Source organism: Azoarcus sp. DN11 (genome assembly GCF_003628555.1).
GTDB lineage: Bacteria > Pseudomonadota > Gammaproteobacteria > Burkholderiales > Rhodocyclaceae > Aromatoleum.
Map to the genome: position 1 here is coordinate 1,859,350 of NZ_CP021731.1, position 26,406 is coordinate 1,885,755.

Consider the following 26,406-nt stretch of genomic DNA (forward strand, 5'->3'; position numbering starts at 1 on the left):
GCCGGGTGGGCCACTGTCCGCCCGGCGCCATTCCGGAGCATCCCCATGTCGAACACCAGCCGTCGGCGGTGGCCGCTGCTGCTGCCTCCCCTGCTGTGGCAGTTGACGTTCTTCCTGCTGCCGCTGCTTTTCCTCTTCGTCATTTCGTTCTGGAGCGTCGTGAATTTCCGGCTGGAACCGGACATGACCCTGAAGAACTGGGACTTCATGCTGAGCCGCAGCTCCTTCTGGTCGGCCTACGGCCATACCTGGGCGCTGGCGCTCGGCGCGGCGGTCGTCACGACCGGCTGTTCCTTTCCCGCTGCCTGCAGCCTGGCGTTCACGGTGTCGGAGCGCACGCGCAGGCTCGCGCTGATGTTCCTGGTGGTGCCGTTCTTCACCAGCTACCTCGTGCGCGTGTACTCGTGGCAGGCCTTTCTCGCCGACAACGGCATCGTCAATGCGCTGCTTGCGGTCTTCGGCATCGACGGGTTGCCGATGCTGAACTCCAACTTCGGTTCGCTCGTCGGCTACGTCACGTTGGCGCTGCCGCTCGTGACGCTGGTGCAGACGATGGGCCTGGCGCAGATCGACCGCAACCTGATCGAGGCCGCGCACAACCTGCGCGCCGGGCCGGTGCGCACGCTGTTCGAGGTGATCATGCCGCTGGCAAAACCCTCGCTCGTCGTCGGCGCGCTGTTCGCCTTCATCCTCGCCTTCGGCGATTTCGTCGCGCCGACCTACCTCGGCGGCGGTGCGCCGCCGACGCTGAGCAACCTGATCATCGACACGACCAAATCCGGCCAGCAGTGGCCGCGCGCGGCGGTCGTCGCGATCGTGATGATCCTGACCCTCGTCCTCACCTCCCTCGCGGCGGTGCGGCTTGCCTACGGGAGGCGCAAATGATGTCGGGAAATGGGATGCTGAAAACCGGCCGGTGGTTCGGGTGGGCCTACACGGGCTACACCTTCCTCTTCATCCTGGCGCCGATCGCCGCCAGCCTGGTGTTCTCGTTCAACGCGGACCGCTTCCCGTCGCTGCCGCTGAAGGGATTCACGACGGACTGGTACGGCGGCACCTTCACCGATCCGCTCGTGATCGAGGCCTTCCAGCGCAGCGTGATGGTGTCGATCCCAGTGGCGCTGCTGTCGACGATCCTCGGCTTCTGCGCGGCCTACTGCGATTTCCGCTTCGAGTTCCGCGGCAAGTCGCTGTTCGGCCTGCTGATGCTGCTGCCGCCGACGATTCCCGCCGTCATCATGGGCCTGGGGATGCTGTCCTACCTGTCGCGCATCAACCTCGCCGGCGAAGTGTGGGCCGTGCTGATCAGCCATGTCGTGATCGCGCTGCCGTTCGCGATGGCGATGATCCGGCTGCGTCTCGCGCAGATGGACAGCGCGCTCGAAGAAGCGTCGTGGAACCTGCGCGCCTCGCCGGCGCAGACGCTGTGGCACGTCGTCCTGCCGTTCTGCAAGCAGAGCCTGGTCGCCGCCTTCCTGATCACCGCCGCGGTGTCCTTCGACGAGTTCGCCGTCGCGTGGTTCGTGTCGGGCCTGAACGAGACGGTGCCGGTGCGCGTGCTGGTGTTCCTGCAGGGGCAGGTCAGCCCGGTGATCAACGCGATCGGCACGGCGGTATTCACGTCCTCGATCCTCCTCGTCGCGATCGGCATGGGATTTTCCGGCATGGGCAAGGCGAAACGCGCCGCCGCCGACTCCCCGGTGCAGCCTGCGGGCGGCGCGCTGGTAACCAACAACGGTTTGTCTTTGTGAGAACGACTATGACTCAAGCACTGGTAGAGATCGATCGCGTATCGAAGAGATTCGGCGACTACACGGCGGTCACCGAGACCTCGTTCAGCATCGGGCAGGGCGAGTTCCTGGCGATCATGGGCTCGAGCGGCTGCGGCAAGACGACCATGCTGCGCATGCTGGCGGGGCTCGAGGAGCCTTCGGCGGGCGAGATCCGCCTCGAGGGGTGCTCGCAGAAGGGCTTGCCGCCGTGGCGGCGCGAGTTGCCGCTGGTGTGGCAGAGCCTCGCGCTGTTCCCCTTCCTGAGCGTGCTCGACAACGTCGGCTTCGGCCTCAAGATGCGCGGCGTCGCGAAGGCCGAGCGCGACCGGCGTTCGCTCGCGTGGCTGCACAAGCTCGAGCTCGGCGAGTTCGCGAGCCGCAACGTGATGCAGCTCTCGGGCGGCCAGCGGCAGCGCGTCGCGCTGGCGCGCGCCCTCGTCACCGAGCCCAAGGTGCTGCTGCTCGACGAGCCGCTGAGCGCGCTCGACGCCCACCTCAGCGTGCGCATGCAGGCGCTGCTGCGCTCCCTGCAGCGCGAACTGGGCATCACCTTCGTGTATGTCACGCACAGCCAGACCGAAGCCTTCTCGATGGCCGACCGGGTCGTGATCATGAGCCGCGGCAAGGTGGAGCAGATCGGCTCGCCGCAGGCGATCTACCGCCATCCCGCGAACCGTTTCGTTGCCGAGTTCATCGGCAACGTCACGATCCTGCGCGGGAGCGTCGCCGACGCCGGCGATCAGGCCATCCGCCTCAACACCGCCACGGGCGGGATGACGGTGTCGCGCGGCAATTTTGCCGGGGCGCACGGCGCGCAGGCGGACTTCTACGTCAATGCCGACCAGATCGCGATCGGCGACGAGGCCCGGCACGAGAACCATGTCCGCGCGCGTTTCCTGAGCCACAAGTTCATCGGGAACATGGTCACGCTGTTCCTCGAGGTGCCCGGAATCGACGACGACCTCAAGGTGATCCTGCCCGAACGCACCTACGACTGCCTCGGCGTGCAGCCCGGCGACTCGGTCGTGGCGTCCTGGCCGGCGGCTGCGGCGCATTTTTTCGGCGGCACCGCCTGAGCCTGCGGGATGCATTCGGCCGATGTTTTCGCCGTCGTCGTTTTCAAGAAAACGCCCGTCGAAGTGCGGAAATTAGGGGCGCATCCCGTTCTTTAGCATGGACTCACGTTGTCGGTGCGCAGGTTCCCAGGCCACCGGCGATGTTTTCGGCAACACCCATTACATATAACAGGAGTGGATGGACATGACGAATCTGGTTACCGGCATTCAGTCGATCTCGGAGATGAAGGATCTGCTGCGCATCGAGAACGGCGAAAAGGTGAAGCACACGTTCTCGGAGCAGGAATTCCACAACCGCCAGGCGAAGCTGCGCGCCTACATGGCGGCCAACGACATCGACGCCGTGCTGTTCACGTCGATGCACAACATCAACTACTACAGTGACTTCCTGTACTGCTCGTTCGGCCGCCCCTATGGCCTGGTCGTGACGCAGGAGAAGGTCGTCTCCATCAGCGCCAACATCGACGGCGGCCAGCCGTGGCGCCGCACCGTGGGCGACTACAACATCGTCTACACCGACTGGCGCCGTGACAACTACTTCCGCGCGATCCAGCAGGAAATCGCCAACAAGGGCCGTGTCGGCGTCGAATATGACCACATCCCGGTCGAGCGCCTGGAAAAGCTGAAGGCCGCGCTGCCGGCCGTCACGCTGACCGACATCGGCGCGCCGACGATGCGCATGCGCATGGTGAAGTCGGCCGAGGAAATCGCGCTGATCAAGCACGGCGCACAGGTGTGCGACGTCGGCGGTTCGGCGTTGGCTGCGGCCGTGCATGAAGGCGTGGCCGAGCACGAAGTCGCGCTCGCCTCGACCCAGGCGATGATCCGCGAGATCGCCAAGCGCTTCCCCGACTCGGAGCTGATGGACACCTGGACCTGGTTCCAGTCCGGCATCAACACCGACGGCGCGCACAACCCGGTGACCACGCGCAAGGTGCAGAAGGGCGACATCCTGTCGCTGAACTGCTTCTCGATGATCTCCGGCTACTATACGGCGCTCGAGCGCACGATGTTCTTCGATCACTGCGACGACGCCTCGCTCAAGCTGTGGGAGGTCAACGTCAAGGTGCACGAGGCCGGCCTCAAGCTGGTGAAGCCGGGCATCCGCTGCTGCGACGTCGCCGCCCGGTTGAACGAGATCTTCGCCGAGCAAGGCCTGCTGCAGTACCGCACCTTCGGCTACGGCCACTCCTTCGGGGTGCTGTCGCACTACTACGGCCGCGAGGCCGGCCTCGAATTCCGCGAGGACATCGAGACGGTGCTGGAACCGGGCATGGTCGTGTCGATCGAGCCGATGATCATGCTGCCCGAAGGCATGCCCGGCGCCGGCGGCTACCGCGAGCATGACATCCTCGTCGTGACCGAGAACGGCGCCGAGAACATCACCGGCTTCAAGTACGGGCCGGAGCACAACATCATCCGCCGCTAAGCCGACGGAATCCGGCCTGCCGCGCCCGCGGCAGGCCTTCAAAATCAAGACCGCCCCGCAAGGGGGGGCCTACATCATGCGCCGACCGGCTTCGGACACACACGCGTGGCGCGTTTCGGTCAGGCCGACTTCGATTGGAGGGTGTCGGACTCGGTCCGGCTCTCATCCTCACGGCCCAGGCTGAGCTTTCCGGGGCCCAGCAGGGCAACGTAGAACATGCCGCCCATGATCGCCAGATTCTTCAGAAAATGATTCAGCTGGTTCGAATAGCTGGCGGCATCGGCACTCCAGTACGGGTGAAAGATCAGGGTGGTCGGAATCAGGAAGAGGATGAAGGCGCCCGCCGCGAAGCGCGCTTTCCAGCCGAGGATGAGGGACAAGCCGCCCAGCACTTCGAGGGCAATCGTTCCGGTGAGGAGCAGTTCGCTCATGGGAAGTCCCTTCGAGGCCATATAGCCCGCGACGGCGGCGAATCGCCCGATCTTGCCGATGCCCGAAATGAGGAAGATGAGGCCCAGCAGGCTTCGCCCGATCAGAAGTCCTGCTGCTTGCCTGTCCTGTACTTGTGTCATGAAGCGCTCCTTTTGAGAATAACCGTTCGGCCGTGTCGACCTTTGCTGCGCGCATTTTGAGGGTTACGGATGTTTGCTTAAATATGGAATAATCGAAATTACTTTTTCGATTATCGATAAAATGTCCATCGATCGTTTTGAGGCAATGCGCGTCTTCTGCCGTATCGTCGAAATGGGCAGCTTCAGTCGCGCTGCCCGGCATCTCAGCATGTCGAATTCTTCGGCGACCAACCACCTCACGAACCTGGAAGGACACCTCGGCGTCCGGCTGCTCAACCGGACGACGCGCAAGCTTTCCCTGACCGACGAGGGCCGAGCCTGTTACGAGCGGGGCCGCGACTTGCTGGATGGACTCGGCGAATTGGAGGAGGGCTTGCGGGGGGCGAAAGTCGTGCCCCGGGGGGTACTCCGGGTGGACGTGCCGACCGCCATCGGGCGCATGTATGTTGCCCCGGCGCTGCCTCGTTTCGCTGAGCTTTATCCCGAGGTGACCGTCAGGATGACGCTCGGTGACCAGGTTCTCGCGCCAGAAGAAGCGGGCGTGGATGTTTCCATCCGCATCGGGGACCTTAAGGATTCGGCGCGCGTGGCAAGGACGCTTCATCAGACGCACTACGTCTGCTGCGCGTCGCCTGAGTTCCTCGCCCGGTACGGTACGCCGGCGGTGCCGCAGGATCTGGCAAGGTATCCGCAGATCGGTTTCCTGCAGCCGACCTCGAGGCAACCCGTTCCCTGGTTCTTCAGAAAAGGCGATACCGCATTCGAGCAAATGCCGGAAGCCCGCATCTGGATCAATCACGCCGAATCGTTGATCGACGCGGCGATATCCGGCGGCGGCGTGGTCCAGCTTTTTTCGCTTTCGCTGCAGCGCCATTTCGCGAGTGGGGTCCTCGTGCCGATCCTGGCGGACTGGTCGGCGCCGGGTCCGCCGATATCGGTCCTCTATCCACCAAGCCGCTACCAGCCCGCGAAGATCAGCGCGTTCGTAAAGTTCGTGAGCGAGCTGTTTGATGATCAGCTCGACGAAGGGTAGGGAACGATGCTCCTTGCGGCCTGCATCGTGGCGGATGCGAACCGGCCGCGCTCAATATTGTTGTCAATCTAGGAAATAATGAGATATTAATTGTCAATATATAGATCAATCGTATTGGCTAGTATTCCTCCGGGCAAGTACCCCTCTGTCGCGCACCTGAGCGCAAACCTGCCTGGAGACGGATCACATGGAAAGCCCGCTCAATGAGATGCTCAAACAAGCCTTCGCACAAGCCACCAAGCTGTACCAGGAGCGCGGCTTCCAGCGCCGCGTGGGCTTTGGCAAGAAGCCGGCGCTGATCAACGTCGACCTCGCCAATGCCTGGACGCGCCCGGGCAACCCCTTCACCTGCGAGAAGATCGACGACGAGATCATCCCCGGCGTGCAGCGCCTGCTGAAGGCGTGCCGCGAGAACAATCATCCGGTGATCCACGTGACGACCTGCTACCAAGTCACCGACCGCAACAATCCGAATACTGACATGGGCCTGTGGCACAACAAGATTCCGGTCGATGTCGTGAATCAGGCAGACGAGAACATCTGGGCGATCGACTCGCGCATCGCGCCGATCGCCGGTGAGCAGGTGCTGGTCAAGAAGCGCGCGAGCTCCTTCCATGGCACCTACCTCGCGGGCTTCCTGCGCGCGGCCGGGGTCGACACCATCCTCGTGACCGGCGTGACCGCATCGGCCTGCGTGCGCACGACGCTGTGCGACGGCTTGGCCGAAGGCTTCCGCACGATCGCCGTGCGCGAGTGCATCGGCGACCGCGTGCCCGGCGCGGTCGAGTGGAACCTGTTCGACATCGACGCCAAGTTCGCCGACGTGGAGTCGGTCGATCGCTGCGTCGACTACCTGTACTCGATGAAGGGCTGATTCCGGTCGGGCCGGGTGAGGCGCGCGCGCCCTGGGCGGCCCCTCGCTGGTGAATGCATGCCCGAAATCAACAACTGATGGCGAAGACGGTCGCGGCCCGAACGCCGGGGCGAAGCCATACGAAATTGGCAAACGGGTTAATAACACAGATTCAGAAAATGAATTGAATCCGATAGTCGAGATCCGTGTGGAAATTATTCCGGGTTAGCTCCATTTTCTGCGAAAGAAATTTCCATGCTCTGCACAAATCAAGTGCGTAGATAAAGCTTGCTATATTTTATGGCGGCTGCAGATCGTTCTGCCGACTTGAAGGCGTTTTGGTGAACTATTAGATTGTCGAGCAAGCGCACGGCTGTCCGTGATTAATCCGTATTTGATCGCAGGTATTGTCAATGGACGAATTGTGCGAAAAATAAATTTGCGCGGCAATCGTTCCGGTACGAGCGCCATGAATTCCCCTTCGCTCTGACATCATATCCATCCTTGTTTGCGCTTGAAATGGCGAAAAATCTTGTAGATACAAGATAATAGGCGCCGTTGCAAGTGATTTTATACAGGGTGGAATTCCGCCCTTCGTGATGGAATGTGACGTGCCGATCCTGATTCGGAGAGGACGTTAGAATCGTCACGTCCATATTTTTCATTTCAGATTCAGGTTTGCCGGAATCACCGTTCCGGATGTCTCTTATTGTCCATGACGAGTTCCAATGGGGTGGAGGTGAGGTGGCATAAAATCAGTTCGCGCATCAATGCCCCAGGAAGAGACATTAATAATGCGCCTTGCACAAGTGTGGTGCGGCAAATGAAAAGATAATCAAAAAAAAGGTCTGATTGGATTCGTAATAATTGGCGTCTCCTGCGGGAATTTCTTGTGTTTCCGATTTCTCGTTAAGTTGGCATTGCAATTGCTTACCGGTTAATTGCCAATTTATTTTCAGGAGACTGTTATGGCAAGAATCGGAGTAGACGTCGGAGGCACCTTTACGGATCTGGTGCTTGAGGTCGAAGGGGAGGACCAAGGCAAGCATCGGGTCTACGTGCATAAGGTGCCGAGCACTCCATGGGATCAGTCGGAAGGGGTGCTGGGCGGCATCCTGGAGATTTGCCGCATCGGCGGAATTTATCCCAGCGATGTGCGCCTGATCGTGCACGGCACGACGGTCGCGACCAATATCACGATCGAGCACAATGGCGCCGAGGTCGGGATGCTCACGACGCGGGGCTTCCGCGACATCCTGCACATCGGCCGGCACAAGCGTCCGGAGAATTTCTCCCTGCAGTTCGACGTGCCGTGGCAGTCGCGCCCGCTGGTGAAGCGGCGCAACCGTATCGCCATTAGCGAGCGCATCATGCCGCCGCACGGCGAGGTGATCCAGGTGCTGGCCGAAGACGAAGTGCGCGCCGCCGCCGAACTCTTCAAGGCGCGCGGCATCCGCTCCGTGATCGTGTGTTTCCTCTATTCGTTCCTGAACGATGCGCACGAACGCCGCGCGAAGGAGATCATTCAGGAGGTGCTGCCCGATGCCTACGTCTCGTGCTCCTCGGAGGTCGCGAACGTCATCCGCGAGTACGAGCGCTTCTCGACGACGGCGATGAACGCCTACGTCGGCCCCAAGACATCCCTCTACCTGAAGAATCTCGAGCATAAACTCGTCGATGCAGGGATCAAGGCGCACCTGCGCATCATGCAGTCGAACGGCGGCGTGTCGACGGTCGAGAAGTGCTCGAAGGAGGCCGTCACGATCCTGATGTCGGGGCTTGCCGGCGGCGTGATGGGCGGCCGCTGGGCCGGCGCGCTGTCGGAGGAGAAGAACGTCATCACCGTCGACATCGGCGGCACGTCGGCGGACTTCAGCACGATCCCCGACGGCAAGGTGAAGATCATGAACCCGCGCGACACCTACGTCGGCGCGTATCCGATCCTCGCGCCGATGATCGACCTCGCGACGATGGGGGCGGGCGGGGGCTCGATCGCCTACATCGACGAAGGCGGCGCCTTCCGCGTCGGGCCGCGTTCGGCCGGCGCCGATCCGGGACCGGCATGTTACGGCAAGGGCGGCACGGAGCCGACCGTCACCGACGCACAAGTCGTGCTGGGGCGTCTCGACCCCGACCATTTCCTCGGCGGCGGCATCGAGATCGACGCCGGGCTCGCGCGCGAAGCGATCCGCACGAAGGTCGCAGAGCCGCTCGGGCTCACGGTCGAAGAGGCCGCGCTCGGCATCATCCGTATCCTCAACTCCAACATGTCGCTCGCGATCCGCGCGAATTCGGTCGCCAAGGGCTACGACCCGCGCAAGTTCGCGCTCGCCCCGTTCGGCGGTGCGGGGCCGCTCAACGGCGTTGCGCTCGCCGAAGCGGTGTCGGCGCGCGAAGTGATCGTGCCGCCCGCGCCGGGAATCACCGCGGCGATCGGGCTGCTCGTCACCGACATGCAGTACGAGTTCACGCGCTCGGTGCCGACGCTGCTCAAGGACGTCGAACAGCCCGCGCTCGACAGGCTCAACCGCGTGATCGACGAGCTCACGGCGCTGTGCCGCGAGCGGCTCGACGACGATGGCGTGCCGGCTGACAACCAGCACTTCGTGCGCATCGCCGAATGCCGCTACCACGGACAGGGCTTCGAACTGCGCGCGGACATCCCCAACGGCCGGATCGACGGCGAGAAGCTCGCCGCGGTCAAGGCGAACTTCCAGGCACAGCACCGGCGGGACTACGGCTGGGCGTTCGACGACGTCGATGTCGAGATCGTGACGATCCGCATCATCGGCATCGCCCGCACCCGGCCGCTCGCGTGGCCCGAACTGGAGAATGCCGCCGGCAGCGGGCCCGAAGCGGCGCTGATGTACGAGCGGCCGACGATCTTCGATGACCGGAAGACCTACGCGACACCGCGCTATGACAGGAAGAAGCTGAAGGCCGGGCACGAGCTGTCCGGCCCCGCGATCATCGTCCAGCACGACTCGACGACGCTGGTTCCGCCGGGCTACGTCGCGCGGGTTTCGGCCAAGGGCAACATCCATATCAATGCGCAGCGCGTCTAAGGAGAAGCAGATGCATCCGTCCAGCACCAAGGTCGACCCGATCACCCTGCAGGTCATCAGCGGCGCGCTGCACACCATCGCCGAGGAGATGGGCCACGTGCTCTATCGCATGTCCTTCTCGTCGATCATCCGCGAGTCGCAGGACATCGGCGCAGGCCTCTTCGACCTGCAGTTCAACACGCTCACCGAGTCCGAGGGTTCGCCGCTGCACATCGGCTCGATTCCCGCCTACCTGCGCGGCATCGACCAATGCCTGCAGGGCGGCGTGTGGAACGAGGGCGACGTCGTCCTGCACAACCATCCGTACTACGGTGCAAGCCACAGCCCGGACCTGTGCATCGTCGTGCCGGTGTTCTGGCGCGGCGAGCTCGTCGCCTTCGCGGCCAACACCGCGCATCACGTCGACATCGGCGCGGCGACACCGGGCCTCATCATCGACATCCCGGACGTCTTCGCCGAGGGCATGCTCTTCGCCGGCATCAAGCTCTACGAGGGCGGCAAGCGCAACGAGGGCCTGTGGCAGTACATCGGCCACAACAGCCGCACCGCGAAGCAGACCAGGGACGACATCGACGCGCAGATCGCCTCGGCGATGCTCGGCGCGCAGCGGCTGCGCGAGTTGCTCGATACCCATGGCAAGGAGACGGTGTTCGGTGCCGCGGACCAGCTCATGGACTACACCGAGACCATGATGCGCAGCCGCATCGCCGAGATTCCCGATGGCGAATACTTCGCCGAAGGCTATCTCGACGACGACGGCGCGAACCGCGACAAGCGCCTGCCGATCAAGGTCTGCGTGCGCGTCACCGGCGACAGCGTCGAGGTCGACCTCACCGGCTCGGCCGATCAGGTGCCGACCGGCTTCAACGTGCCTTTCGAAGGTTCGACCAAGCCGGCCTGCTACTGCGCCTTCCGCGCGATGCTCACCGATGCCGCGCTGATGGAGGTGAAGCTGCCGCCGAACGAAGGCTCCTTCCGTCCGATCAAGGTCACGGCGCCGAAAGGTTCGATCTTCAACCCGATCTACCCGGCCGCCGCCGAGGCGCGCTTCACGCAGTGCAACCGGATGATCGACCTCATCATCAAGGCGCTCGCGCCGGTGATCCCGCAGCGGGTCACGGCTGGCAACTCGGCGACGCTGTCCTTCGCCGCGTACTCGGGCATCAAGGCCGATGGCGACTACTGGGTATTCCTCGAAGTCAATGAGGGCGCCTACGGCGGCCGGCCGCATTCGGACGGACCGGACTCGATCGACAACCTGATGGCCAACACGCGCAACAACCCGATCGAGGATCTCGGCATGCACCTGCCGATGGTGTGCGACCGCTACGAGCTGCGCGACGACGTGGTGCCCGGAGCGGGGCAGTTTCGCGGCGGCATCGGCGTTGTCAAGACGCAGCGCCTGCTCACCGACGGTGCGATCACGCACGAGTCCGAGCGCCACCTCGACGTGCCATGGGGTGCCTTCGGCGGCGCTGACGGCGCCGCGGGACGGGTCGAGATCTTCCACGCGAACGGAACGACGTACGACACCTACGCCAAGTTCTCGAACCTGCGCGTGGAGGCAGGGGGCGGCATGTCGTACTACGCGCCCTGCGGCGGTGGCTATGGCGACCCGCTCGACCGTCCCGCCCGCAAGGTGCTCGAGGATGTCATGGACGATTTCTGCACCCTCGACCACGCCCGCGAGGTCTATGGAGTGATCATCTCCGGGGACCTCCTCCTCGACGAGGCGGCCACGCAGGCGCGCCGCACGCTGCTCCGCCTGGAGCGGCAGACGGCGGACGCGATGCCCGCTCCCGAGCCCGCGCCGGCCTGACCGGCGCGGCAGCACCCACCCCGTAATCCGTAGCTCCGACACACCCGGCCGCAAGGCCGGGTGGGGAGGCGTGCGCACGTGTTTCGCGCGTGTGTCCGTGAACTCATTAGACAAATTTGAAAATCATCAGGAGGTAAGTCGTGAGCGTTCATAACAACACGCAGTCCGAGATCTGGAACGAGGACCTCGCCCCGACCGATCCGGCCCACAGGACCTGGCGCTGGCAGGATTACGCCGCCCTGTGGATCGGCATGGTCATGTGCATCCCATGCTACATGCTGGCGGCGGGTCTGATGGACCAGGGCATGTCGGCGACCCAGTCGGTCATGATCGTGCTTGCCGGCAATGCCATCGTGTTGATTCCCATGCTGTTGATCGGTCATCCCGGCGCCCGCTACGGCGTGCCCTTCGCGGTGCTGGTGCGATCGTCCTTTGGCGTGCAGGGCAACAAATTGCCGGCCTTGTTGCGGGCACTGGTCGCCTGCGGCTGGTTCGGCATCCAGTGCTGGGTGGGAGGAAGTGCCATCTATGCAATCGGCAATCTTCTGAGCGGCGGCCTGCTGGTGGGGCCGAAGATGGCGTGGGCCGGTGTCAACGCGGGGCAATTGGTGTGCTTCTTCATTTTCTGGGCGCTCCATCTTTATTTCATCGCCCGGGGGCCGGAGTCGGTGAGGAAGATCGAGACCTTCACCGCTCCCCTCAAAGTCGTGATCGTGCTCGCGCTGCTGTGGTGGGCCTACGACAAGGCTGACGGCTTCGGCCTGATGTTCTCCGCGCCGTCCCAATTCGGTCCTGGCGGTCAGAAGGAGGGCCAGTTCTGGGCAGTATTCTGGCCATCGCTCACGGCGATGGCGGGGTTCTGGTCGACGCTGGCGATGAACATCCCCGACTTCACGCGCTTTTCCGCGTCCCAGCGCGAACACTACGTGGGCCAGGCGGTCGGCCTGCCGATCCCGATGGCCTTGCTGGCATTCGTCGGTGTCGCCGTCACCTCCGCCACCGTCGTCATCTATGGCAAGGCGATCTGGGACCCGGTCGACCTGGCGAGCCGGATGGAAGGCGTCGCCGTGGCGATCGGCCTGGCGATCATCACCCTCGATACGCTGTGCGTGAACCTCGCGGCCAATACGGTCGCGCCGGCCTACGACTTCGCCGCCATCTTCCCGCGGCATGTCAACTTCGCCCGGGGAGGCTTCATCACGGCGGTCATCGGTGTCGTGATCATGCCGTGGAAGCTCGCGGAATCCACCCAGGGCTACATCTTTACCTGGCTCATCGGCTACGGCGCGCTGCTCGGGCCGGTGCTCGGGATCATGCTGGCCGATTACTGGCTGATCCGCCGCACGCGGCTCGATGTCGACGATCTCTTCGACTTGAACGGACGGTATGCCTACCGGAACGGCTGGAATGTGTCTGCGCTGATCGCGTTCGCCAGCGGCGTCCTGCCGAACCTGCCGGGATTCCTCCACGCCGCCTTTCCCGTTGCTTTTGCCGAAGTGCCGGCGTTCTTCACGGAACTCTACAACTACGCGTGGTTTGTGGGCCTGTTCCTGTCCCTTGGGGTTTACCGGTTGTTGATGGCTTCCGAAACCGTACGGGTGAGCCAGGGTCTTGCCGTCGAAAGAGTCTGATCGGGTGCGCAACGGCGCCTGGCCAGCAACACAAATACAGAACCAGAACATCACCACGCACATTAGGAGCATGTGACATGAATCAGTTATCAGGGAAGATCGGACTGCGCCGCGTCGGGGCCGTAATCGGCGGCATCCTCGCGTTTATCCTTGCAGGTCATCTCGGTTCCGCGACGGCCTCGGATTGGAGCGAAACCGACGTGCAGATCCTGAACGGCACGCGTTTCCGCGATCCAGGCAATCCCCACGACGTCACGAAGACGACGGTGACGCTGCAGCACGTGAGCGGCTACGCCTATGGGCGCAACTACTTCTTTGTGGATTCCTATTGGGGAACGAAGAACGCACCGCGCGCGAACGACATCTACGGTGAGTACTACCACTACCTGAGCCTGGGCAAGATCACCGGCGCGAAGTTCGGCGAGGGCGTGCTGAAGGACGTCAGCCTGACCGCGGGCGTCAACGCGGGTGCCTCGACCAGGGGCGCGGCGACGCGGGTCCTGCTCTACGGCGTGACGCTGGATTTCGCGGTGCCCGGCTTCAGCTACTTCAACGTGGACCTGCTCGCCTACGACGACCGTTCGCAGTTCAACGGCGTGCAAACCCGTTACCGGAACAGCTACCAGGTGACCCCGGTATGGCGGCTGCCGTTCAGCATCGGCCCCACGCACTGGTCCTTCGAGGGCTTCTGCGACTTCATCGGCGCGCGCGGGCAGGGCACCGTCAATCAGACCCTGTGCCAGCCGCAACTGCGGCTCGATGTCGGCCAACTCGTGTCGGGTCGCCGCGATGCGTTCTACATCGGCACCGAGTACCAGTACTGGCGCAACAAGTATGGCATCGACGGTCTCAATGAGAGCTTCCCCAACATCATGGCCGTCGTGAAGTTCTAGGCACATATCCGCCGATATTGCGGAGTCGCCGCGGGCGGCCGTCGGTCGTTCCCGACGGCTCCGTGCTCGTCTCCGTCGACGCCGGGATTTCCTTGTGCCGGCAAGCGGATAGGGGCGTTGGCCGCGTGTCGATGATCGCTGAAATAATGTCTTTTAAACGCAATAATATACGATTAATTGTAAATAGACGAAGCAATAGTAGGGCGACTAGTATTTCCTGCAGGCAAAGACAACTTTGTCGCAACCCCAAGGATGAAAACGATCTGGAGATCATGCTGAAATGGATACCGAACTGAACACGATGCTCAAACAAGCCTTCGCACAAGCCACCAAGCTGTACCAGGAGCGCGGCTTCCAGCGCCGCGTGGGCTTTGGCAAGAAGCCGGCGCTGATCAACGTCGACCTCGCCAATGCCTGGACGCGCCCGGGCAACCCCTTCACCTGCGAGAAGATCGACGACGAGATCATCCCCGGCGTGCAGCGCCTGCTGAAGGCGTGCCGCGAGAACAATCATCCGGTGATCCACGTGACGACCTGCTACCAAGTCACCGACCGCAACAATCCGAATACTGACATGGGCCTGTGGCACAACAAGATTCCGGTCGATGTCGTGAATCAGGCAGACGAGAACATCTGGGCGATCGACTCGCGCATCGCGCCGATCGCCGGTGAGCAGGTGCTGGTCAAGAAGCGCGCGAGCTCCTTCCATGGCACCTACCTCGCGGGCTTCCTGCGCGCGGCCGGGGTCGACACCATCCTCGTGACCGGCGTGACCGCATCGGCCTGCGTGCGCACGACGCTGTGCGACGGCTTGGCCGAAGGCTTCCGCACGATCGCCGTGCGCGAGTGCATCGGCGACCGCGTGCCCGGCGCGGTCGAGTGGAACCTGTTCGACATCGACGCCAAGTTCGCCGACGTGGAGTCGGTCGATCGCTGCGTCGACTACCTGTACTCGATGAAGGGCTGATTCCCGGTTTCCGTGCGACGGCCGGGGCTGCGCGATCGCGTGGTCCCGGCAACCTTGATTTTCGGGAGGAACTTCACATAGCGAGATCGTAAGCCCGGTGGCCCTTTACTGGCCGCCCCAGGATGGATGTAGTGCCCGAATCACGACCAAAAAAATAAACGGGAAGTATTCGATCGAGGAGACATGGATGACTACAACTGTATTGGAAGGCGCCCATATAGGCGCACGCCGTTCGGGAGTGCAGAGGGTGAATTCGACATATCGCAAGATAACCTCGCGCCTCATGCCCTTCCTGTTTATCTGCTATGTGGCGGCCTATCTCGACCGCATCAACGTCGGTTTTGCCCAACTGCAGATGAAGGACGCGCTTGGCTTCAGTGACGCCGTTTACGGACTCGGCGCCGGAATCTTCTTTGCCGGCTATTTCCTTTTCGAGGTGCCCAGCAACCTGATCCTCGAGAAGATCGGGGCGCGAAAGACATTGGTGCGCATCATGGTGCTCTGGGGCCTCACGTCCGCCAGCATGATGTTCATCACCACGCCCACCGTGTTCTATGTCTTGCGATTCCTGCTCGGCGTGTTCGAGGCCGGATTCTTCCCGGGCATGATCTACTACCTCACGTTCTGGTACCCGGCGAACCGGCGCGGGCGAGTCATGGCGCTCTTTCTGACTGCGGTCGCGATGGCCGGCGTCGTGGGCGGGCCGCTTTCGGGCTGGGTGATGGGCAAACTGACGGGTTTGCACGGCTTGGGCGGCTGGCAGTGGATGTTCCTGATCGAGGGGGTGCCGTCCTGCGCCCTCGGGATCATCGCCTACTTTTACCTCGACGATCGGCCTCAACATGCGAAGTGGCTGACCGAAGAAGAAAAATCGATCGTCGTCGATCAGTTGCGCCGTGATCATGACAACACCCCGTTCTTTCACGACCATTCGTTCGGCGATGCGATGAAGTCGCCGCGTGTGTACGCGATGGCGCTGACCTGGTTCACGTTCATCTGCGGGGTCTATGCGATCAGCTTTTGGCTGCCGACCTTGATCAAGGGGGCGGGCGTCACCGATATCTTCTCCATCGGCATGTACTCGGCGATTCCCTACGGTACGGCGGTGCTGACGATGATCCTCGTCTGCCGCCATTCCGATGCGACGGGAGAGCGGCGTTGGCACGCTGCGCTTTGTGCGTTCATCGGTGCGGTTGCGCTGGCCTCGATCTCGCAGACTGCAGGCGATCTCACGTTGTCGCTCGCGGTGATGAGCGTCGCGACCGCCGGGATCTTCACGCTGCAACCGCTGTTCTGGGCGATCGCCACCGATTTCCTCGGGGGTACGAAGGCGGCAGCGGGGACTATCGCCTTCATCAACAGCCTCGGTTTGATAGGTGGCTTCGCGAGCCCCACGATACTGGGGTGGGTTAAGGTCACGACGGGCAGCCTCAGCAACGGCTTGTTCCTGATTGCGGGCTTCCTCACGATCGGCGCCCTGATCACGCTGCGGTTCCGCAAGTGGGGGAAGACGCAGGCGTCCCTACGGCACGCAGCCTGACCCAGTTCTGTGCGATCGAGCCGCATACGTTGTTCGCGGAGATCGCGACCTCGTGCCGAACCGGTTTTCGATCCGCAACCGTTGCTTCTTCCCCGCTCGCGATCCGCAGGTGCTCCAGGCCTGCGGGTCGCATTTTTTCATCCCGGTGCCGCTATTCCCGTCCCTCATGCGCGATGCCGAATTCCTCGGCGTTGTCGTGGAGGAACTGCGCGAATCGGTCTACGGTGGGCGTCGGAATGTCCTTGCGCCAGCACACCAGCGTCTCCATCGGCTTTTGGCGTCCTGCCAGCGGGCGGATCACGAGGCCCTTGCGTTGGATGTTCTCTGCGCAGCGCGCATACAGCGCCACCCCGATGTTCGCGGCGACCAGCCCGAAGATGCCGTCGCTGGTCGAGGCCTCCTGCGCGACGGAGGGCGAGAAGTTCGCGGCGTGGCACAGCGCGAAGAAATGTGTGCGGAAGGTCTCCCACGAGTCTTGCGAGCCGAGGATGAACTTCTCGTTGGCGAGATCGCGGATCGAGATCGAGGGCTTGTTGACGAGTGGATGCGCGGCCGGCAGCAGCACGACCAGGTCCTCGCGCGCGATCATGAGCTGGCTCACCGAGGGCGACTCGAAGGGACCGATCAGGAAGCCGATGTCGATGCGCGATTCGAGCAAGGCCTCCTTCTGCTTCGAGCTCGGGAAGTGAAACAGCTCGACCTTGATGCCCGGATGGGTGTGCAGGAACTTCTCGATGATCATCGGCAGCTTGCCGTTGATCGCAAAGTCCATGTACGCGATGCGCAGGTAGCCCACCTTGCCGTCGGCGGCCGCCTGCGCGAGCAGCGACGCCTTCTCGATGTGCCCGAGTGCGAGGCGGCATTCGTACAGGAAGGTGCGACCCGCCTCGGTAAGCTGCACGACGCGCGTGGTGCGCGACAGCAGCTCCGCGCCGACGGCCTCCTCGAGGTGCTGGATCGTGCGCGTTAGCGCCGACTGCGTCATATGCAGGTGCTCGGCGGCGGGGCGGAACTGCAGCTCCTCGGCAACCGCGATGAAGGCGCGCATGTGGCGGATTTCGAAGCGCATGGGAGGGCAGAATCCAGTGAGAAAATAATGATCTAAATAAGCAATAATCTAACATGAACTGTAAATAATTTATGGAATAGTGTCGATTAGGATTCAGATATCAACGACCGCCCGGGACTGGGCGGCCCGCGACATCAACACGAGAGGACACTATGGTTGGAGCAGTTGGGGGGAGGGTGGCGCTGCGGCGCGTGGTCGTGACGGGGTGGGGGCTCGCGACCCCGCTCGGTGTCGGCGTCGAGCGCACGTGGGCGCGCCTGCTTTCGGGCGAGTCGGGCATCCGCGCGATCGACCGCTTCGAGGTCGGCGACCTGCCCTCGCGCATCGCCGGCCTGCTGCCCGAAGGCGCCTGTGCCGACGGCGGTTTCGACGCCGATGAATGGGTGCCGGCCAAGGACCAGCGCAAGATGGACCGCTTTGCGATGTACGCGCTATGTGCGGCCCGGCAGGCGCTCGAGGATGCGGACTGGCAGCCGTCGTCGCAGCACGCGCGCGAGCGGACCGGCGTGCTGATCGGCTCGGGCATCGGTGGCCTGCCCGCACTCGCTGAAGGCGCCCTGACCCTTGAACACAAGGGCGCACGACGCATCTCGCCCTTCTTCATCCCGTCCGCGCTCGTGAACCTCGCGGCGGGCCAAGTCGGAATCCGCCATGGCCTGCTGGGACCGACTCACGGTGTGGCGACCGCCTGCGCGAGTGGTGCGCACGCGATCGGCGACGCCGCGCGCATGGTGATGTTGGGTGACGCCGACGTGATGGTGGCCGGCGGTACTGAGGGCGCCGTGTCGCGCCTGGGCATCGCCGGCTTCTGTGCCGCGCGTGCCCTGTCGACCGGCTTCAACGACACGCCGCAGGCTGCCTCCCGCCCGTGGGACGCCGCGCGCGACGGCTTCGTGATCGGCGAGGGCAGCGGCATCGTCGTGCTGGAGGAGTACGAGCACGCGCGGGCGCGCGGGGTGCGCATCCATGCCGAGGTGCTGGGTTACGGATTGTCCGGCGACGGCTACCACATCGCGGCGCCGCCCGAGGACGGCGGCGGCGCCCGGCGCGCAATGCGTGCTGCATTGGCCTGGGCGGGCGTTGCCCCGGAGGAAGTGGACTACGTGAACGCCCACGCGACTTCGACACCGCTCGGTGACCTGGTCGAACTGCGCGCGCTGTGCGAGGTCTTCGGTAGTCACGCCACGCGCGGTGGAGAGGGTGGGCTGTCGGTGTCCTCGACCAAGTCGGCGATGGGGCATCTGCTCGGTGCCGCGGGGGCAGTCGAGGCCATCGTATGCATGCTCGCACTGCGCGACCAGATCGTGCCGCCAACGCTCAATCTCGCCGAACCGCCGGCGGAATTCGTCGGCATGAACTTCGTGCCCGGCGTTGCCCAGCGCCGTACCGTGCGCACTGCGCTGTCGAACTCCTTCGGTTTTGGCGGGACCAATGCAGCGCTGCTCTTCGGTGCCGTCAACGACTGAAGGGAGGCCGTTCTCAGTACTTCGATCATCCCGCGAAGCCGGTTAAAGCTGGCAAATGATTCTCGTGGCGCCGTGAGATCGGCGCCATCGTTTTCGACAGGGAAAAATCGGCGCGGCCTGTCAAGGCCGCGCCGCCGCTTCCCGCTCAGCTCTTCTCGGTTTCCGTCTCGGTCTTGACGTTGATGCCGTCGGCCGGATTCAAGTAGATCTCGACGCGGTCGCCGATCGTGTTGGTGCCGTTCAGCTTGTAACAGTCGCTTTTCGTGACCTTGGCGCGCTGGAACTTGAATCCGGCGTCGACCAGTGTGCGCATCGAGTTCGCGGCCGGTTGCGGATCCTTCGGCGCGGCCGTGCACTTCGGGTCGGCATAGGCACTGGTACCGATCAGCAGGGCGGCGACGGCAAGGGTGAAGTGACGGACGTTCATGGCGGTCTCCTCTATCCATGTGATGCATGCCGGGTTGGCATGGATCACATTCTCGGGGAGCGAAGGTGAACCGGTCCTGAAGCGCGCCGTTCGAAATCATGGCTGTCGATTAATGCGACAAGGGATCGACCAAGGGGGGCGAATGTCTCAATATTGTCCGATCAACCGGTCCGAGCGACGGTTTGAATGACTTATGGTGCAGCGCAGCGTGCATTTGAGTGCAGTTAGTGCACAATGATGCATGAAATGTTCGTGGCGCTCATGCGCATGCTTTTTCCGATACAGGAAGGACGCACTTGAAACCGACTGACATCAGAGATCCCGGCTACCTGCACAAGGTGGTCGACTGTCAGTGGGCCTGTCCGGCCCACACGCCCGTGCCCGAATACATCCGGCAGATTGCCGCGGGCGACTTCTCGACTGCGTACATGCTCAACTGGCAGTCGAACGTGTTCCCCGGCATCCTCGGGCGGGTATGTGACCGTCCATGCGAGCCGGCCTGTCGGCGCGGGCGGGTCGATGCCGAGCCGGTCGCGATCTGCCGCCTCAAGCGCGTCGCCGCCGACTTCAAGGACGACATCCGTGATCGTCTGCCGACGCCGTCCAAGAAGAACGGCAAGCGCATCGCATGCATCGGGGGCGGCCCGGCGTCGCTGACCGTGGCGCGCGACCTCGCGGTGCTGGGCTATGAGGTCACCGTGTTCGACAGCGGATCGTCGCCCGGCGGCATGATGCGCAGCCAGATCCCCAAGTTCCGCCTGCCCGACAGCGTCATCGACGAGGAGTGCGGCTACATCGAGAGCCTCGGGGTCGAGCTGCGCCGCAATCACTGGATCGGCAGCCTGGGCGAGGTGCTCGCCGGCGACTGGGATGCGGTGTTCGTCGGCACCGGCGCGCCGCGCGGGCGTGACGCCAACCTGCCGGGGCGCAACCAGGCCGCGGCGCACGTCCATATCGGCATCGACTGGCTCGCGAACGTCGCCTTCGGCCACGTCACGTCGATCGGCAAGCGCGTGATCGTGCTTGGTGGCGGCAACACCGCGATGGACTGCTGCCGCTCCGCGCGGCGGCTGGGCGGCGAGGACGTGCGGGTGGTGGTGCGCAGCGGCTTCGAGGAGATGAAGGCGTCGCCGTGGGAGAAGGAGGATGCCCTTCACGAGGGGATCCCCATCCACAACTATCTCGTGCAGAAGGCCTTCACGCACGCCAACGGACGCCTCACGGGCGTGCTGTTCGAGAAGGTGCGCGCCGAATACGACGACCAGGGGCGCCGCTCGCTGGTGCCGACTGGCGAGCCGGACGTGCACATGGAATGCGACGACGTGCTGATCGCGATCGGCCAGGAGAATGCCTTCCCGTGGATCGAGCGCGACATCGGTGTCGAATTCGACCGCTCGGGTATGCCGGTGCTGGACACGCAGACGCTGCAATCGACGCTGCCGCGCGTGTTCTTCGGCGGCGATGCGGCGCTCGGTCCGAAGAACATCATCACCGCGGTCGCGCAGGGCCACGAGGCGGCGATCTCGATCGACCTCTTCTGCAGCGGGCTGCCGCTCACGCAGCGCCCCGCACCGACGATGAACCTCGTGAGCCAGAAGATGGGCATCCACGAGTGGAGCTACGACAACAAGGTCTCGGAAGAGGCACGCCGCAAGGTGCCGGTGAAGGCGATCGAGGAGGCGCTGAAGGACATCAAGTCCGAGTTCGAGCTCGGCTACGACTTCAAGCTCGCCTGCGCGGAGACGGCCCGCTGCCTCAACTGCGACGTCGCCACGGTGTTCAAGCCGAAGCTGTGCATCGAGTGCGACGCCTGCGTCGACATCTGTCCGACCGAGTGCATCACCTTCACGCAGAACGGCGAGGACGAGGATCTGCGCGGGCGGCTGAAGGCCCCGGCGAAGAATCGCGACCAGGCGCTGTATCTCGCCGAAGGGCTCAAGACGGGCCGGGTGATGGTCAAGGACGAGAACGTCTGCCTGCACTGCGGCATGTGTGCCGAGCGCTGCCCGACGGGCGCATGGGACATGCAGAAGTTCGAGTTGAACCTTGCTTACGCCGGCGAAACCGTCGAATCCCCACGTTCACCTTGTTCGCCGTCCCGCGAGGGGGCGAAGGCGCCCCTCGTGGCGGCCGTAAGGGAGGCCTGATCCACCATGACGACACCAGCAATCCAGCACTGCAACGACTTCGTGATCAAGTTCGCGAACGTCAACGGCTCGGGTTCCGCCTCGGCGAACGAACTCTTCGCGCGTGCGATCATCCGCATGGGCGTGCCGGTCGCGCCGCGCAACATCTTCCCGTCCAACATCCAGGGGCTGCCCACGTGGTACGAGGTGCGCGTGTCCGAAGCCGGCTGGCTCGGGGCGCGCGGCGGCTGCGACATGATGGTCGCGATGAATCCGCAGACCTGGGACCGTGACGTCGCCGCGATCGATCCGGGCGGCTACCTCTTCTACGACTCGACCAAACCGCTGCCGCCGTCGAAGTTCCGCGACGACATCACCGTGCTGGGCATTCCGCTCACCGCGATGTGCAACGCCGAGTACGAGGACGCGCGCCAGCGCCAGCTGTTCAAGAACATCATGTACGTCGGGGCGCTGCTGGCGCTGCTCGACATGGAGTTCGCGTCGGCTGAGCAGCTTCTCGTCGACCGCTACCGTGGCAAGGACCAGCTCATCACGGCCAACGTCAATGCGCTGCGCCTGGGCTACGACTACGCGAAGGAGCACCTGCCGTGCCCGATCGGGCTCACGGTGAAGCGCGCTGACGCGGTGGGCGACCGCATCATGGTGGACGGCAACAGCGCTTGTGGCCTCGGTGCTGTCTATGGTGGCGCCACCGTCGCAGGCTGGTATCCGATCACGCCCTCGACCTCGGTCATCGAAGCCTTCTCCAGCTACTGCCGCAAGTTCCGCACCGACCCGGACAACGGCCGTGCGCGCTACGCGATCGTGCAGGCCGAGGACGAGCTCGCGTCGATCGGCATGGTGATCGGCGCCGGCTGGAACGGCGCGCGCGCCTTCACCGCGACCTCCGGCCCGGGCATCTCGCTGATGCAGGAGTTCTTCGGCCTGGCGTATTTCGCCGAGATCCCCGCGGTGATCGTCGATGTGCAGCGCGGCAGCCCCTCGACCGGCATGCCGACGCGCACGCAGCAGTCGGATCTGTTGTCCTGCGCCTACGCCTCGCACGGCGACACGCGCCATGTGCTGCTGTTCCCGCAGGACGCGTACGAGTGCTTCAGCCTGACCGCGCAGGCCTTCGATCTCGCCGAGCGCCTGCAGACGCCGGTGTTCGTGCTCTCCGACCTCGACATCGGCATGAACGAGCAGCTGTGCGCGCCCTTCGACTGGGACGACAGCCGGCGCTACGACCGCGGCAAGCTCATGAGCTATGACGAACTCGAAGCGGGCAAGGACTTCGGCCGCTACCTCGACGTCGACGGCGACGGCATCCCGTACCGCACGATTCCCGGCACCCACCCGACCAAGGGCGCGTACTTCACCCGCGGCACGACGCGCAACCCGTACGCGAAATACAGCGAGACCGGTGCGGACTACGTGTACAACATGGAGCGCCTGCGCCGGAAGTTCAACACGGCGAAGGACCTGGTGCCCGCACCGGTGCTGAAGAAGGCGGAGCAGCCTACGCATGTGGGGGTCATCTACTACGGCTCCACGGCGCCCGCGATGGCCGAGGCCGGCGCGCTGCTCGCGGCCGACGGCATCCACGTCGACACGCTGCGCGTGCGCGGCTTCCCGTTCAGCGACACGGTGATGCAGTTCATCGCCGAGCGCGACGCGGTGTTCGTCGTCGAACAGAACGAGAGCGCGCAGCTGCGCTCGCTGCTGATCAACGAAGGCGAAATCGATCCGAAGAAGCTCGTGCGCGTGCTGCACTACGACGGCTCGCCGATCACCGCGCGCTTCATCGCCGGCAAGATCGCCGACGCCCTGAGCGACCGCAAGGTGAGCCCCATCGGACAACCCCAGCGCAAGGTGGCCTCATGACCTATCTCGCCAAACCCAAGCTCCTCGCGGCCGACGCGCCGCGCAACGCGCTCGGCTACACCCGGCGCGACTACGAGGGCGCGATCTCGACGCTGTGCGCCGGCTGCGGCCACGACTCGATCAGCGCGTCCGTCGTGCAGGCCTGCTTCGACCTCGACATCGAACCGCACAAGGTCGCCAAGCTCTCGGGCATCGGCTGTTCGTCGAAGACGCCGGACTACTTCCTCGGCAACTCGCACGGCTTCAACTCGGTGCACGGGCGCATGCCTTCGGTGCTCACCGGCGCGGCGCTGGCGAACCGCAACCTGTTGTATCTCGGCGTGTCGGGCGACGGCGACTCGGCCTCGATCGGCATCGGCCAGTTCGCGCACGCGATGCGCCGCGGCGTGAACATGACCTACATCGTCGAGAACAACGGCGTGTATGGCCTCACCAAGGGGCAGTTCTCGGCCACCGCCGACAAGGGCTCGAAGAGCAAGAAGGGCGTGGTCAACCGCGACAACCCGATCGACCTCGCGACGCTGGCGCTGCAACTCGGCGCCACCTATGTCGCCCGCAGCTTCTCCGGCGACAAGGAACAGCTCGTGCCGCTCATCAAGGGCGCGCTGCGCCACGGCGGGCCGGCCTTCATCGACGTCATCAGCCCGTGCGTGACCTTCAACAACCACGCCGGCTCGACGAAGAGCTACGACTACGTGCGCGAGCACAACGCCGCGGTGAACCGCGTCGACGTGATCCTGCCCAAGGCGCAGATCGAAGCGTCCTACCCGCCGGGCAGCCTGCGCCGCGTGGTGCAGCACGACGGCTCGATCCTGCACCTGCGCAAGGTGGGCGTCGACTACGACCCGGCGGATCGCATCGGCGCGATGAACTACCTGCAGGAGCGCCAGGCGCTGGGCGAGATCGTCACGGGCTTGCTGTATGTCGACAGCAGCGGCCAGGACATGCATGCCAACCTCAACACCGTCGAGAAGGCGCTGAACCAGCTCGGCGACGCCTACCTGTGCCCGGGCAGCAAGGCGCTGGAGGCGCTCAACGCGACGCTGCGCTGAAAGCGGCCGCGCAGCCAAGAAAAAACCCGCCGGATTGTTGTCCGGCGGGGTGAATTTCCGCAATGGAAGCAGAAAGAGGAAGGGGTTAAGCGCTCAGTCGGCGATGACCATGTGCTGCTGCTCGCCCAGCCCGGCGATCGCCGCGTCGATGCGCTCGCCGGCGCGCAGGTAGCGCTGCGGCGTCATGCCCATGCCGACGCCGGCGGGCGTGCCGGTGAAGATCAGGTCGCCCGGCTGCAGGGTCATCAGGCCGCTGATGTAGCTGATGATCTGCGCGGGGTTGAAGATCATATTGGCGGTGTTGCTGTCCTGCATGCGCTCGCCATTCACCGCGAGCTGCATCGCCAGTTCGCCCGGCTTGGCGACCTCGTCGGCCGTCGCGAGCCACGGCCCGATCGGCGCGAAGGTGTCGAAGCTCTTGCCCTTGGTCCATTGGCCGCCGCGTTCGAGCTGCCAGTAGCGCTCGGACATGTCCAGCCCGGTCATGTAGCCGGCGACGTGGTCCAGTGCGTCTCCGACCGCGACGCGCCGCGCCGTCGTGCCGATGGCGATCACGAGTTCGAGTTCCCAGTCGGTCTTTTCCGAGCCGGGCGGCAGGACGATCGCATCGTGCGGGCCGCAGATCGCGGTCTGCGACTTCATGAACACGATCGGTTCCTGCGGGATCGGCAGGTTGGCCTCGCGCGCATGGTCGGCGTAGTTGAGGCCGATGCACACGATCTTGCCGATTCCCGCCAGCGGCGGGCCGAGGCGGGTGCCGGCGGGCACGATGGGAAGGCTGTGCGGGTCCAGTCCGCGCAGCCGCGCGAGACTGGACGGCGCGAGGGTGGCGCCGTTGATGTCGGGCAGCACGCCCGACAGGTCGCGCATCCTGCCCTCGGCGTCGATCAGGCCGGGGCTTTCCTGGCCCGGGTCTCCGAAGCGAACGAGTTTCACAGCCGTTCTCCTTGAAGCGCGAGGCGGCTGCGCGGACTCGCGCGGCGAGCCTCACTCATGGTTGATCCAGCGCGCGAGGGGCTCGGCGATGCCGATGCAGGGCTTGGCGCCCGGGCGCGCGAACGTGCCCTGTTCGGCCTTGCGCGGGTTCAGTGCGACCAGCGTTTCGGCCTGCTTGACCGCCGCCTCGACGCAATCGACGACCGGCACCGGAATGCGCTCGCGCACGCGGCGCGCGAGGCCGGCGAGCGGTGCGCCGGCAAGCACCACGACGTCGGCGCTGTCCTCGTTCACCGCCTGCGTCGCCAGTTCGACGAGCAGGCCTTCCTTCTCCTCCTGCACGTCCGAGATCGAGCGGAAGCTGCCGCCCAGCGCACGCACGCCGGCGCAGCGTTCGTGCAGGCCGTGCCACGCGACGCATTCGTGATACCAGGGTTCCAGCGACTGCGAGAAGGTTACGATCGCGAAGCGCTTGCCGAGCATGCAGGCGGTGAGCATGCCCGCTTCGGCCAGCCCGATCACCGGGATCGGGAAGAGCTCGCGCGCGCCGCCCAGGCCGGGGTCGCCGAAGGCGGCGATCACGGCGGCGTCGACGCCGGTGTGCATCTCGGCGAGCATTTCGAGCGCCACGGCGCCGCCGATCACGGCTTCGGCGCGCGTCGCGATGTAGGGCACGCCGCGCGGGGCGGTCGCGGTGACGAGTTCGGTCTGCGCGCCGGCGACGCCCATCGCCGCGTTGGCGATGCGGTCGGTGACGCTCTGCGAGGTATTCGGGTTCAGCAGCAGGATTTTCATC

21 protein-coding genes are annotated in these 26,406 nt (G+C 64.3%); 16 read left to right on the forward strand and 5 right to left on the reverse strand.

Translation table 11 applies throughout. From position 1 onward, the window contains the following. Positions 1 to 45: 45 nt before the first annotated feature. From CDA09_RS08540 to CDA09_RS08555, 4 genes are all read left to right on the forward strand, one after another. A complete protein-coding gene (locus CDA09_RS08540; RefSeq protein ID WP_121428229.1) occupies positions 46 to 885 on the forward strand; it encodes an ABC transporter permease in 840 nt (279 codons plus the stop codon). A gap of 14 nt (positions 886 to 899) precedes the next feature. Further along, on the forward strand, positions 900 to 1,751 hold the full coding sequence (locus tag CDA09_RS08545) for an ABC transporter permease (RefSeq protein ID WP_121428230.1): 852 nt from the start codon (positions 900 to 902) through the stop codon (positions 1,749 to 1,751). Positions 1,752 to 1,759: 8 nt separating this feature from the next. Then, complete coding sequence (locus tag CDA09_RS08550) at positions 1,760 to 2,848, forward strand: ABC transporter ATP-binding protein (RefSeq protein ID WP_121428231.1); 1,089 nt, start codon at positions 1,760 to 1,762, stop codon at positions 2,846 to 2,848. A 184-nt stretch (positions 2,849 to 3,032) separates the two neighbouring features. Further along, positions 3,033 to 4,277, forward strand: a complete 1,245-nt coding sequence (locus CDA09_RS08555) for a M24 family metallopeptidase (RefSeq protein ID WP_121428232.1) — start codon at positions 3,033 to 3,035, stop codon at positions 4,275 to 4,277. A gap of 119 nt (positions 4,278 to 4,396) precedes the next feature. Here the strand turns inward: CDA09_RS08555 and CDA09_RS08560 are convergent, their stop codons facing one another. Further along, positions 4,397 to 4,849, reverse strand: coding sequence for a DoxX family protein (locus CDA09_RS08560; RefSeq protein ID WP_121428233.1), 453 nt, complete (start codon positions 4,847 to 4,849; stop codon positions 4,397 to 4,399). A gap of 121 nt (positions 4,850 to 4,970) precedes the next feature. Between CDA09_RS08560 and CDA09_RS08565 the strand changes: the two genes are divergently transcribed. From CDA09_RS08565 to CDA09_RS08600, 8 genes are all read left to right on the forward strand, one after another. Continuing rightward, positions 4,971 to 5,882, forward strand: a complete 912-nt coding sequence (locus CDA09_RS08565; protein ID WP_121428234.1) for a LysR family transcriptional regulator — start codon at positions 4,971 to 4,973, stop codon at positions 5,880 to 5,882. Between the two features lie 187 nt (positions 5,883 to 6,069). Next, positions 6,070 to 6,756 (forward strand): isochorismatase family protein, encoded by a 687-nt coding sequence (locus CDA09_RS08570; RefSeq protein ID WP_121428235.1) that lies wholly within the window; start codon positions 6,070 to 6,072, stop codon positions 6,754 to 6,756. 947 nt (positions 6,757 to 7,703) lie between these two features. Continuing rightward, positions 7,704 to 9,800: a hydantoinase/oxoprolinase family protein gene (locus CDA09_RS08575; RefSeq protein WP_121428236.1), complete on the forward strand. Its 2,097-nt coding sequence runs from the start codon at positions 7,704 to 7,706 to the stop codon at positions 9,798 to 9,800. A 10-nt stretch (positions 9,801 to 9,810) separates the two neighbouring features. Continuing rightward, positions 9,811 to 11,619 carry a hydantoinase B/oxoprolinase family protein gene (locus CDA09_RS08580; RefSeq protein WP_121428237.1) on the forward strand — a complete coding sequence of 603 codons (1,809 nt, stop codon included), beginning with the start codon at positions 9,811 to 9,813 and terminating at the stop codon, positions 11,617 to 11,619. A gap of 140 nt (positions 11,620 to 11,759) precedes the next feature. Beyond that, on the forward strand, positions 11,760 to 13,250 hold the full coding sequence (locus tag CDA09_RS08585) for an NCS1 family nucleobase:cation symporter-1 (RefSeq protein WP_121428238.1): 1,491 nt from the start codon (positions 11,760 to 11,762) through the stop codon (positions 13,248 to 13,250). A gap of 77 nt (positions 13,251 to 13,327) precedes the next feature. After that, positions 13,328 to 14,143: a DUF5020 family protein gene (locus CDA09_RS08590; protein WP_121428239.1), complete on the forward strand. Its 816-nt coding sequence runs from the start codon at positions 13,328 to 13,330 to the stop codon at positions 14,141 to 14,143. 280 nt (positions 14,144 to 14,423) lie between these two features. Further along, a complete protein-coding gene (locus tag CDA09_RS08595) occupies positions 14,424 to 15,110 on the forward strand; it encodes an isochorismatase family protein (protein ID WP_121428240.1) in 687 nt (228 codons plus the stop codon). 187 nt (positions 15,111 to 15,297) lie between these two features. Further along, a complete protein-coding gene (locus tag CDA09_RS08600; protein WP_121428241.1) occupies positions 15,298 to 16,650 on the forward strand; it encodes an MFS transporter in 1,353 nt (450 codons plus the stop codon). A gap of 151 nt (positions 16,651 to 16,801) precedes the next feature. Here the strand turns inward: CDA09_RS08600 and CDA09_RS08605 are convergent, their stop codons facing one another. Continuing rightward, a complete protein-coding gene (locus tag CDA09_RS08605) occupies positions 16,802 to 17,719 on the reverse strand; it encodes a LysR family transcriptional regulator (protein ID WP_121428242.1) in 918 nt (305 codons plus the stop codon). 152 nt (positions 17,720 to 17,871) lie between these two features. Here CDA09_RS08605 and fabF point away from each other — a divergent pair, with 152 nt between their 5' ends. Then, positions 17,872 to 19,185 carry a beta-ketoacyl-ACP synthase II gene (fabF, locus tag CDA09_RS08610; RefSeq protein WP_121428243.1) on the forward strand — a complete coding sequence of 438 codons (1,314 nt, stop codon included), beginning with the start codon at positions 17,872 to 17,874 and terminating at the stop codon, positions 19,183 to 19,185. Positions 19,186 to 19,330: 145 nt separating this feature from the next. Here the strand turns inward: fabF and CDA09_RS08615 are convergent, their stop codons facing one another. Then, the gene (locus CDA09_RS08615; RefSeq protein WP_121428244.1) at positions 19,331 to 19,612 is read right to left on the reverse strand and encodes a PepSY domain-containing protein; all 282 of its coding nucleotides are present in this window, start codon (positions 19,610 to 19,612) and stop codon (positions 19,331 to 19,333) included. Between the two features lie 296 nt (positions 19,613 to 19,908). Between CDA09_RS08615 and CDA09_RS08620 the strand changes: the two genes are divergently transcribed. Genes CDA09_RS08620 through CDA09_RS08630 form a run of 3 tightly spaced genes read left to right on the forward strand, consistent with a single transcriptional unit; the run spans position 19,909 to position 24,674 of the window. Continuing rightward, positions 19,909 to 21,759 carry an FAD-dependent oxidoreductase gene (locus CDA09_RS08620; protein ID WP_286164431.1) on the forward strand — a complete coding sequence of 617 codons (1,851 nt, stop codon included), beginning with the start codon at positions 19,909 to 19,911 and terminating at the stop codon, positions 21,757 to 21,759. 6 nt (positions 21,760 to 21,765) lie between these two features. After that, a complete protein-coding gene (locus CDA09_RS08625) occupies positions 21,766 to 23,622 on the forward strand; it encodes a 2-oxoacid:acceptor oxidoreductase subunit alpha (protein WP_121428245.1) in 1,857 nt (618 codons plus the stop codon). Next, a complete protein-coding gene (locus CDA09_RS08630; protein ID WP_121428246.1) occupies positions 23,619 to 24,674 on the forward strand; it encodes a 2-oxoacid:ferredoxin oxidoreductase subunit beta in 1,056 nt (351 codons plus the stop codon). The genes CDA09_RS08625 and CDA09_RS08630 overlap by 4 nt, the downstream gene beginning before the upstream one ends. A 93-nt stretch (positions 24,675 to 24,767) precedes the next feature. On the opposite strand, the gene CDA09_RS08635 is transcribed toward CDA09_RS08630, so the two are convergent. Both CDA09_RS08635 and CDA09_RS08640 read right to left on the reverse strand, forming a co-directional pair. Next, entirely contained in the window at positions 24,768 to 25,610 is an 843-nt protein-coding gene (locus CDA09_RS08635) for a fumarylacetoacetate hydrolase family protein (protein ID WP_121428247.1), read from the reverse strand. Positions 25,611 to 25,661: 51 nt separating this feature from the next. Further along, a complete protein-coding gene (locus tag CDA09_RS08640; protein ID WP_121428248.1) occupies positions 25,662 to 26,405 on the reverse strand; it encodes an aspartate/glutamate racemase family protein in 744 nt (247 codons plus the stop codon). Position 26,406 lies beyond the last annotated feature (1 nt).

Excerpts from the sequence above, each read along its gene's own strand:
- CDA09_RS08605 (WP_121428242.1), bottom strand. The coding sequence starts at position 17,719 with ATGCGCTTCGAAATCCGCCACATGCGCGCCTTCATCGCGGTTGCCGAG.
- CDA09_RS08595 (WP_121428240.1), top strand. The coding sequence starts at position 14,424 with ATGGATACCGAACTGAACACGATGCTCAAACAAGCCTTCGCACAAGCC.
- CDA09_RS08640 (WP_121428248.1), bottom strand. The coding sequence starts at position 26,405 with ATGAAAATCCTGCTGCTGAACCCGAATACCTCGCAGAGCGTCACCGAC.
- CDA09_RS08545 (WP_121428230.1), top strand. The coding sequence starts at position 900 with ATGCTGAAAACCGGCCGGTGGTTCGGGTGGGCCTACACGGGCTACACC.
- CDA09_RS08590 (WP_121428239.1), top strand. The coding sequence starts at position 13,328 with ATGAATCAGTTATCAGGGAAGATCGGACTGCGCCGCGTCGGGGCCGTA.
- CDA09_RS08565 (WP_121428234.1), top strand. The coding sequence starts at position 4,971 with ATGTCCATCGATCGTTTTGAGGCAATGCGCGTCTTCTGCCGTATCGTC.
- CDA09_RS08630 (WP_121428246.1), top strand. The coding sequence starts at position 23,619 with ATGACCTATCTCGCCAAACCCAAGCTCCTCGCGGCCGACGCGCCGCGC.
- CDA09_RS08570 (WP_121428235.1), top strand. The coding sequence starts at position 6,070 with ATGGAAAGCCCGCTCAATGAGATGCTCAAACAAGCCTTCGCACAAGCC.
- CDA09_RS08600 (WP_121428241.1), top strand. The coding sequence starts at position 15,298 with ATGACTACAACTGTATTGGAAGGCGCCCATATAGGCGCACGCCGTTCG.
- CDA09_RS08540 (WP_121428229.1), top strand. The coding sequence starts at position 46 with ATGTCGAACACCAGCCGTCGGCGGTGGCCGCTGCTGCTGCCTCCCCTG.
- fabF (WP_121428243.1), top strand. The coding sequence starts at position 17,872 with ATGGTTGGAGCAGTTGGGGGGAGGGTGGCGCTGCGGCGCGTGGTCGTG.
- CDA09_RS08615 (WP_121428244.1), bottom strand. The coding sequence starts at position 19,612 with ATGAACGTCCGTCACTTCACCCTTGCCGTCGCCGCCCTGCTGATCGGT.
- CDA09_RS08625 (WP_121428245.1), top strand. The coding sequence starts at position 21,766 with ATGACGACACCAGCAATCCAGCACTGCAACGACTTCGTGATCAAGTTC.
- CDA09_RS08560 (WP_121428233.1), bottom strand. The coding sequence starts at position 4,849 with ATGACACAAGTACAGGACAGGCAAGCAGCAGGACTTCTGATCGGGCGA.
- CDA09_RS08555 (WP_121428232.1), top strand. The coding sequence starts at position 3,033 with ATGACGAATCTGGTTACCGGCATTCAGTCGATCTCGGAGATGAAGGAT.
- CDA09_RS08580 (WP_121428237.1), top strand. The coding sequence starts at position 9,811 with ATGCATCCGTCCAGCACCAAGGTCGACCCGATCACCCTGCAGGTCATC.
- CDA09_RS08550 (WP_121428231.1), top strand. The coding sequence starts at position 1,760 with ATGACTCAAGCACTGGTAGAGATCGATCGCGTATCGAAGAGATTCGGC.
- CDA09_RS08575 (WP_121428236.1), top strand. The coding sequence starts at position 7,704 with ATGGCAAGAATCGGAGTAGACGTCGGAGGCACCTTTACGGATCTGGTG.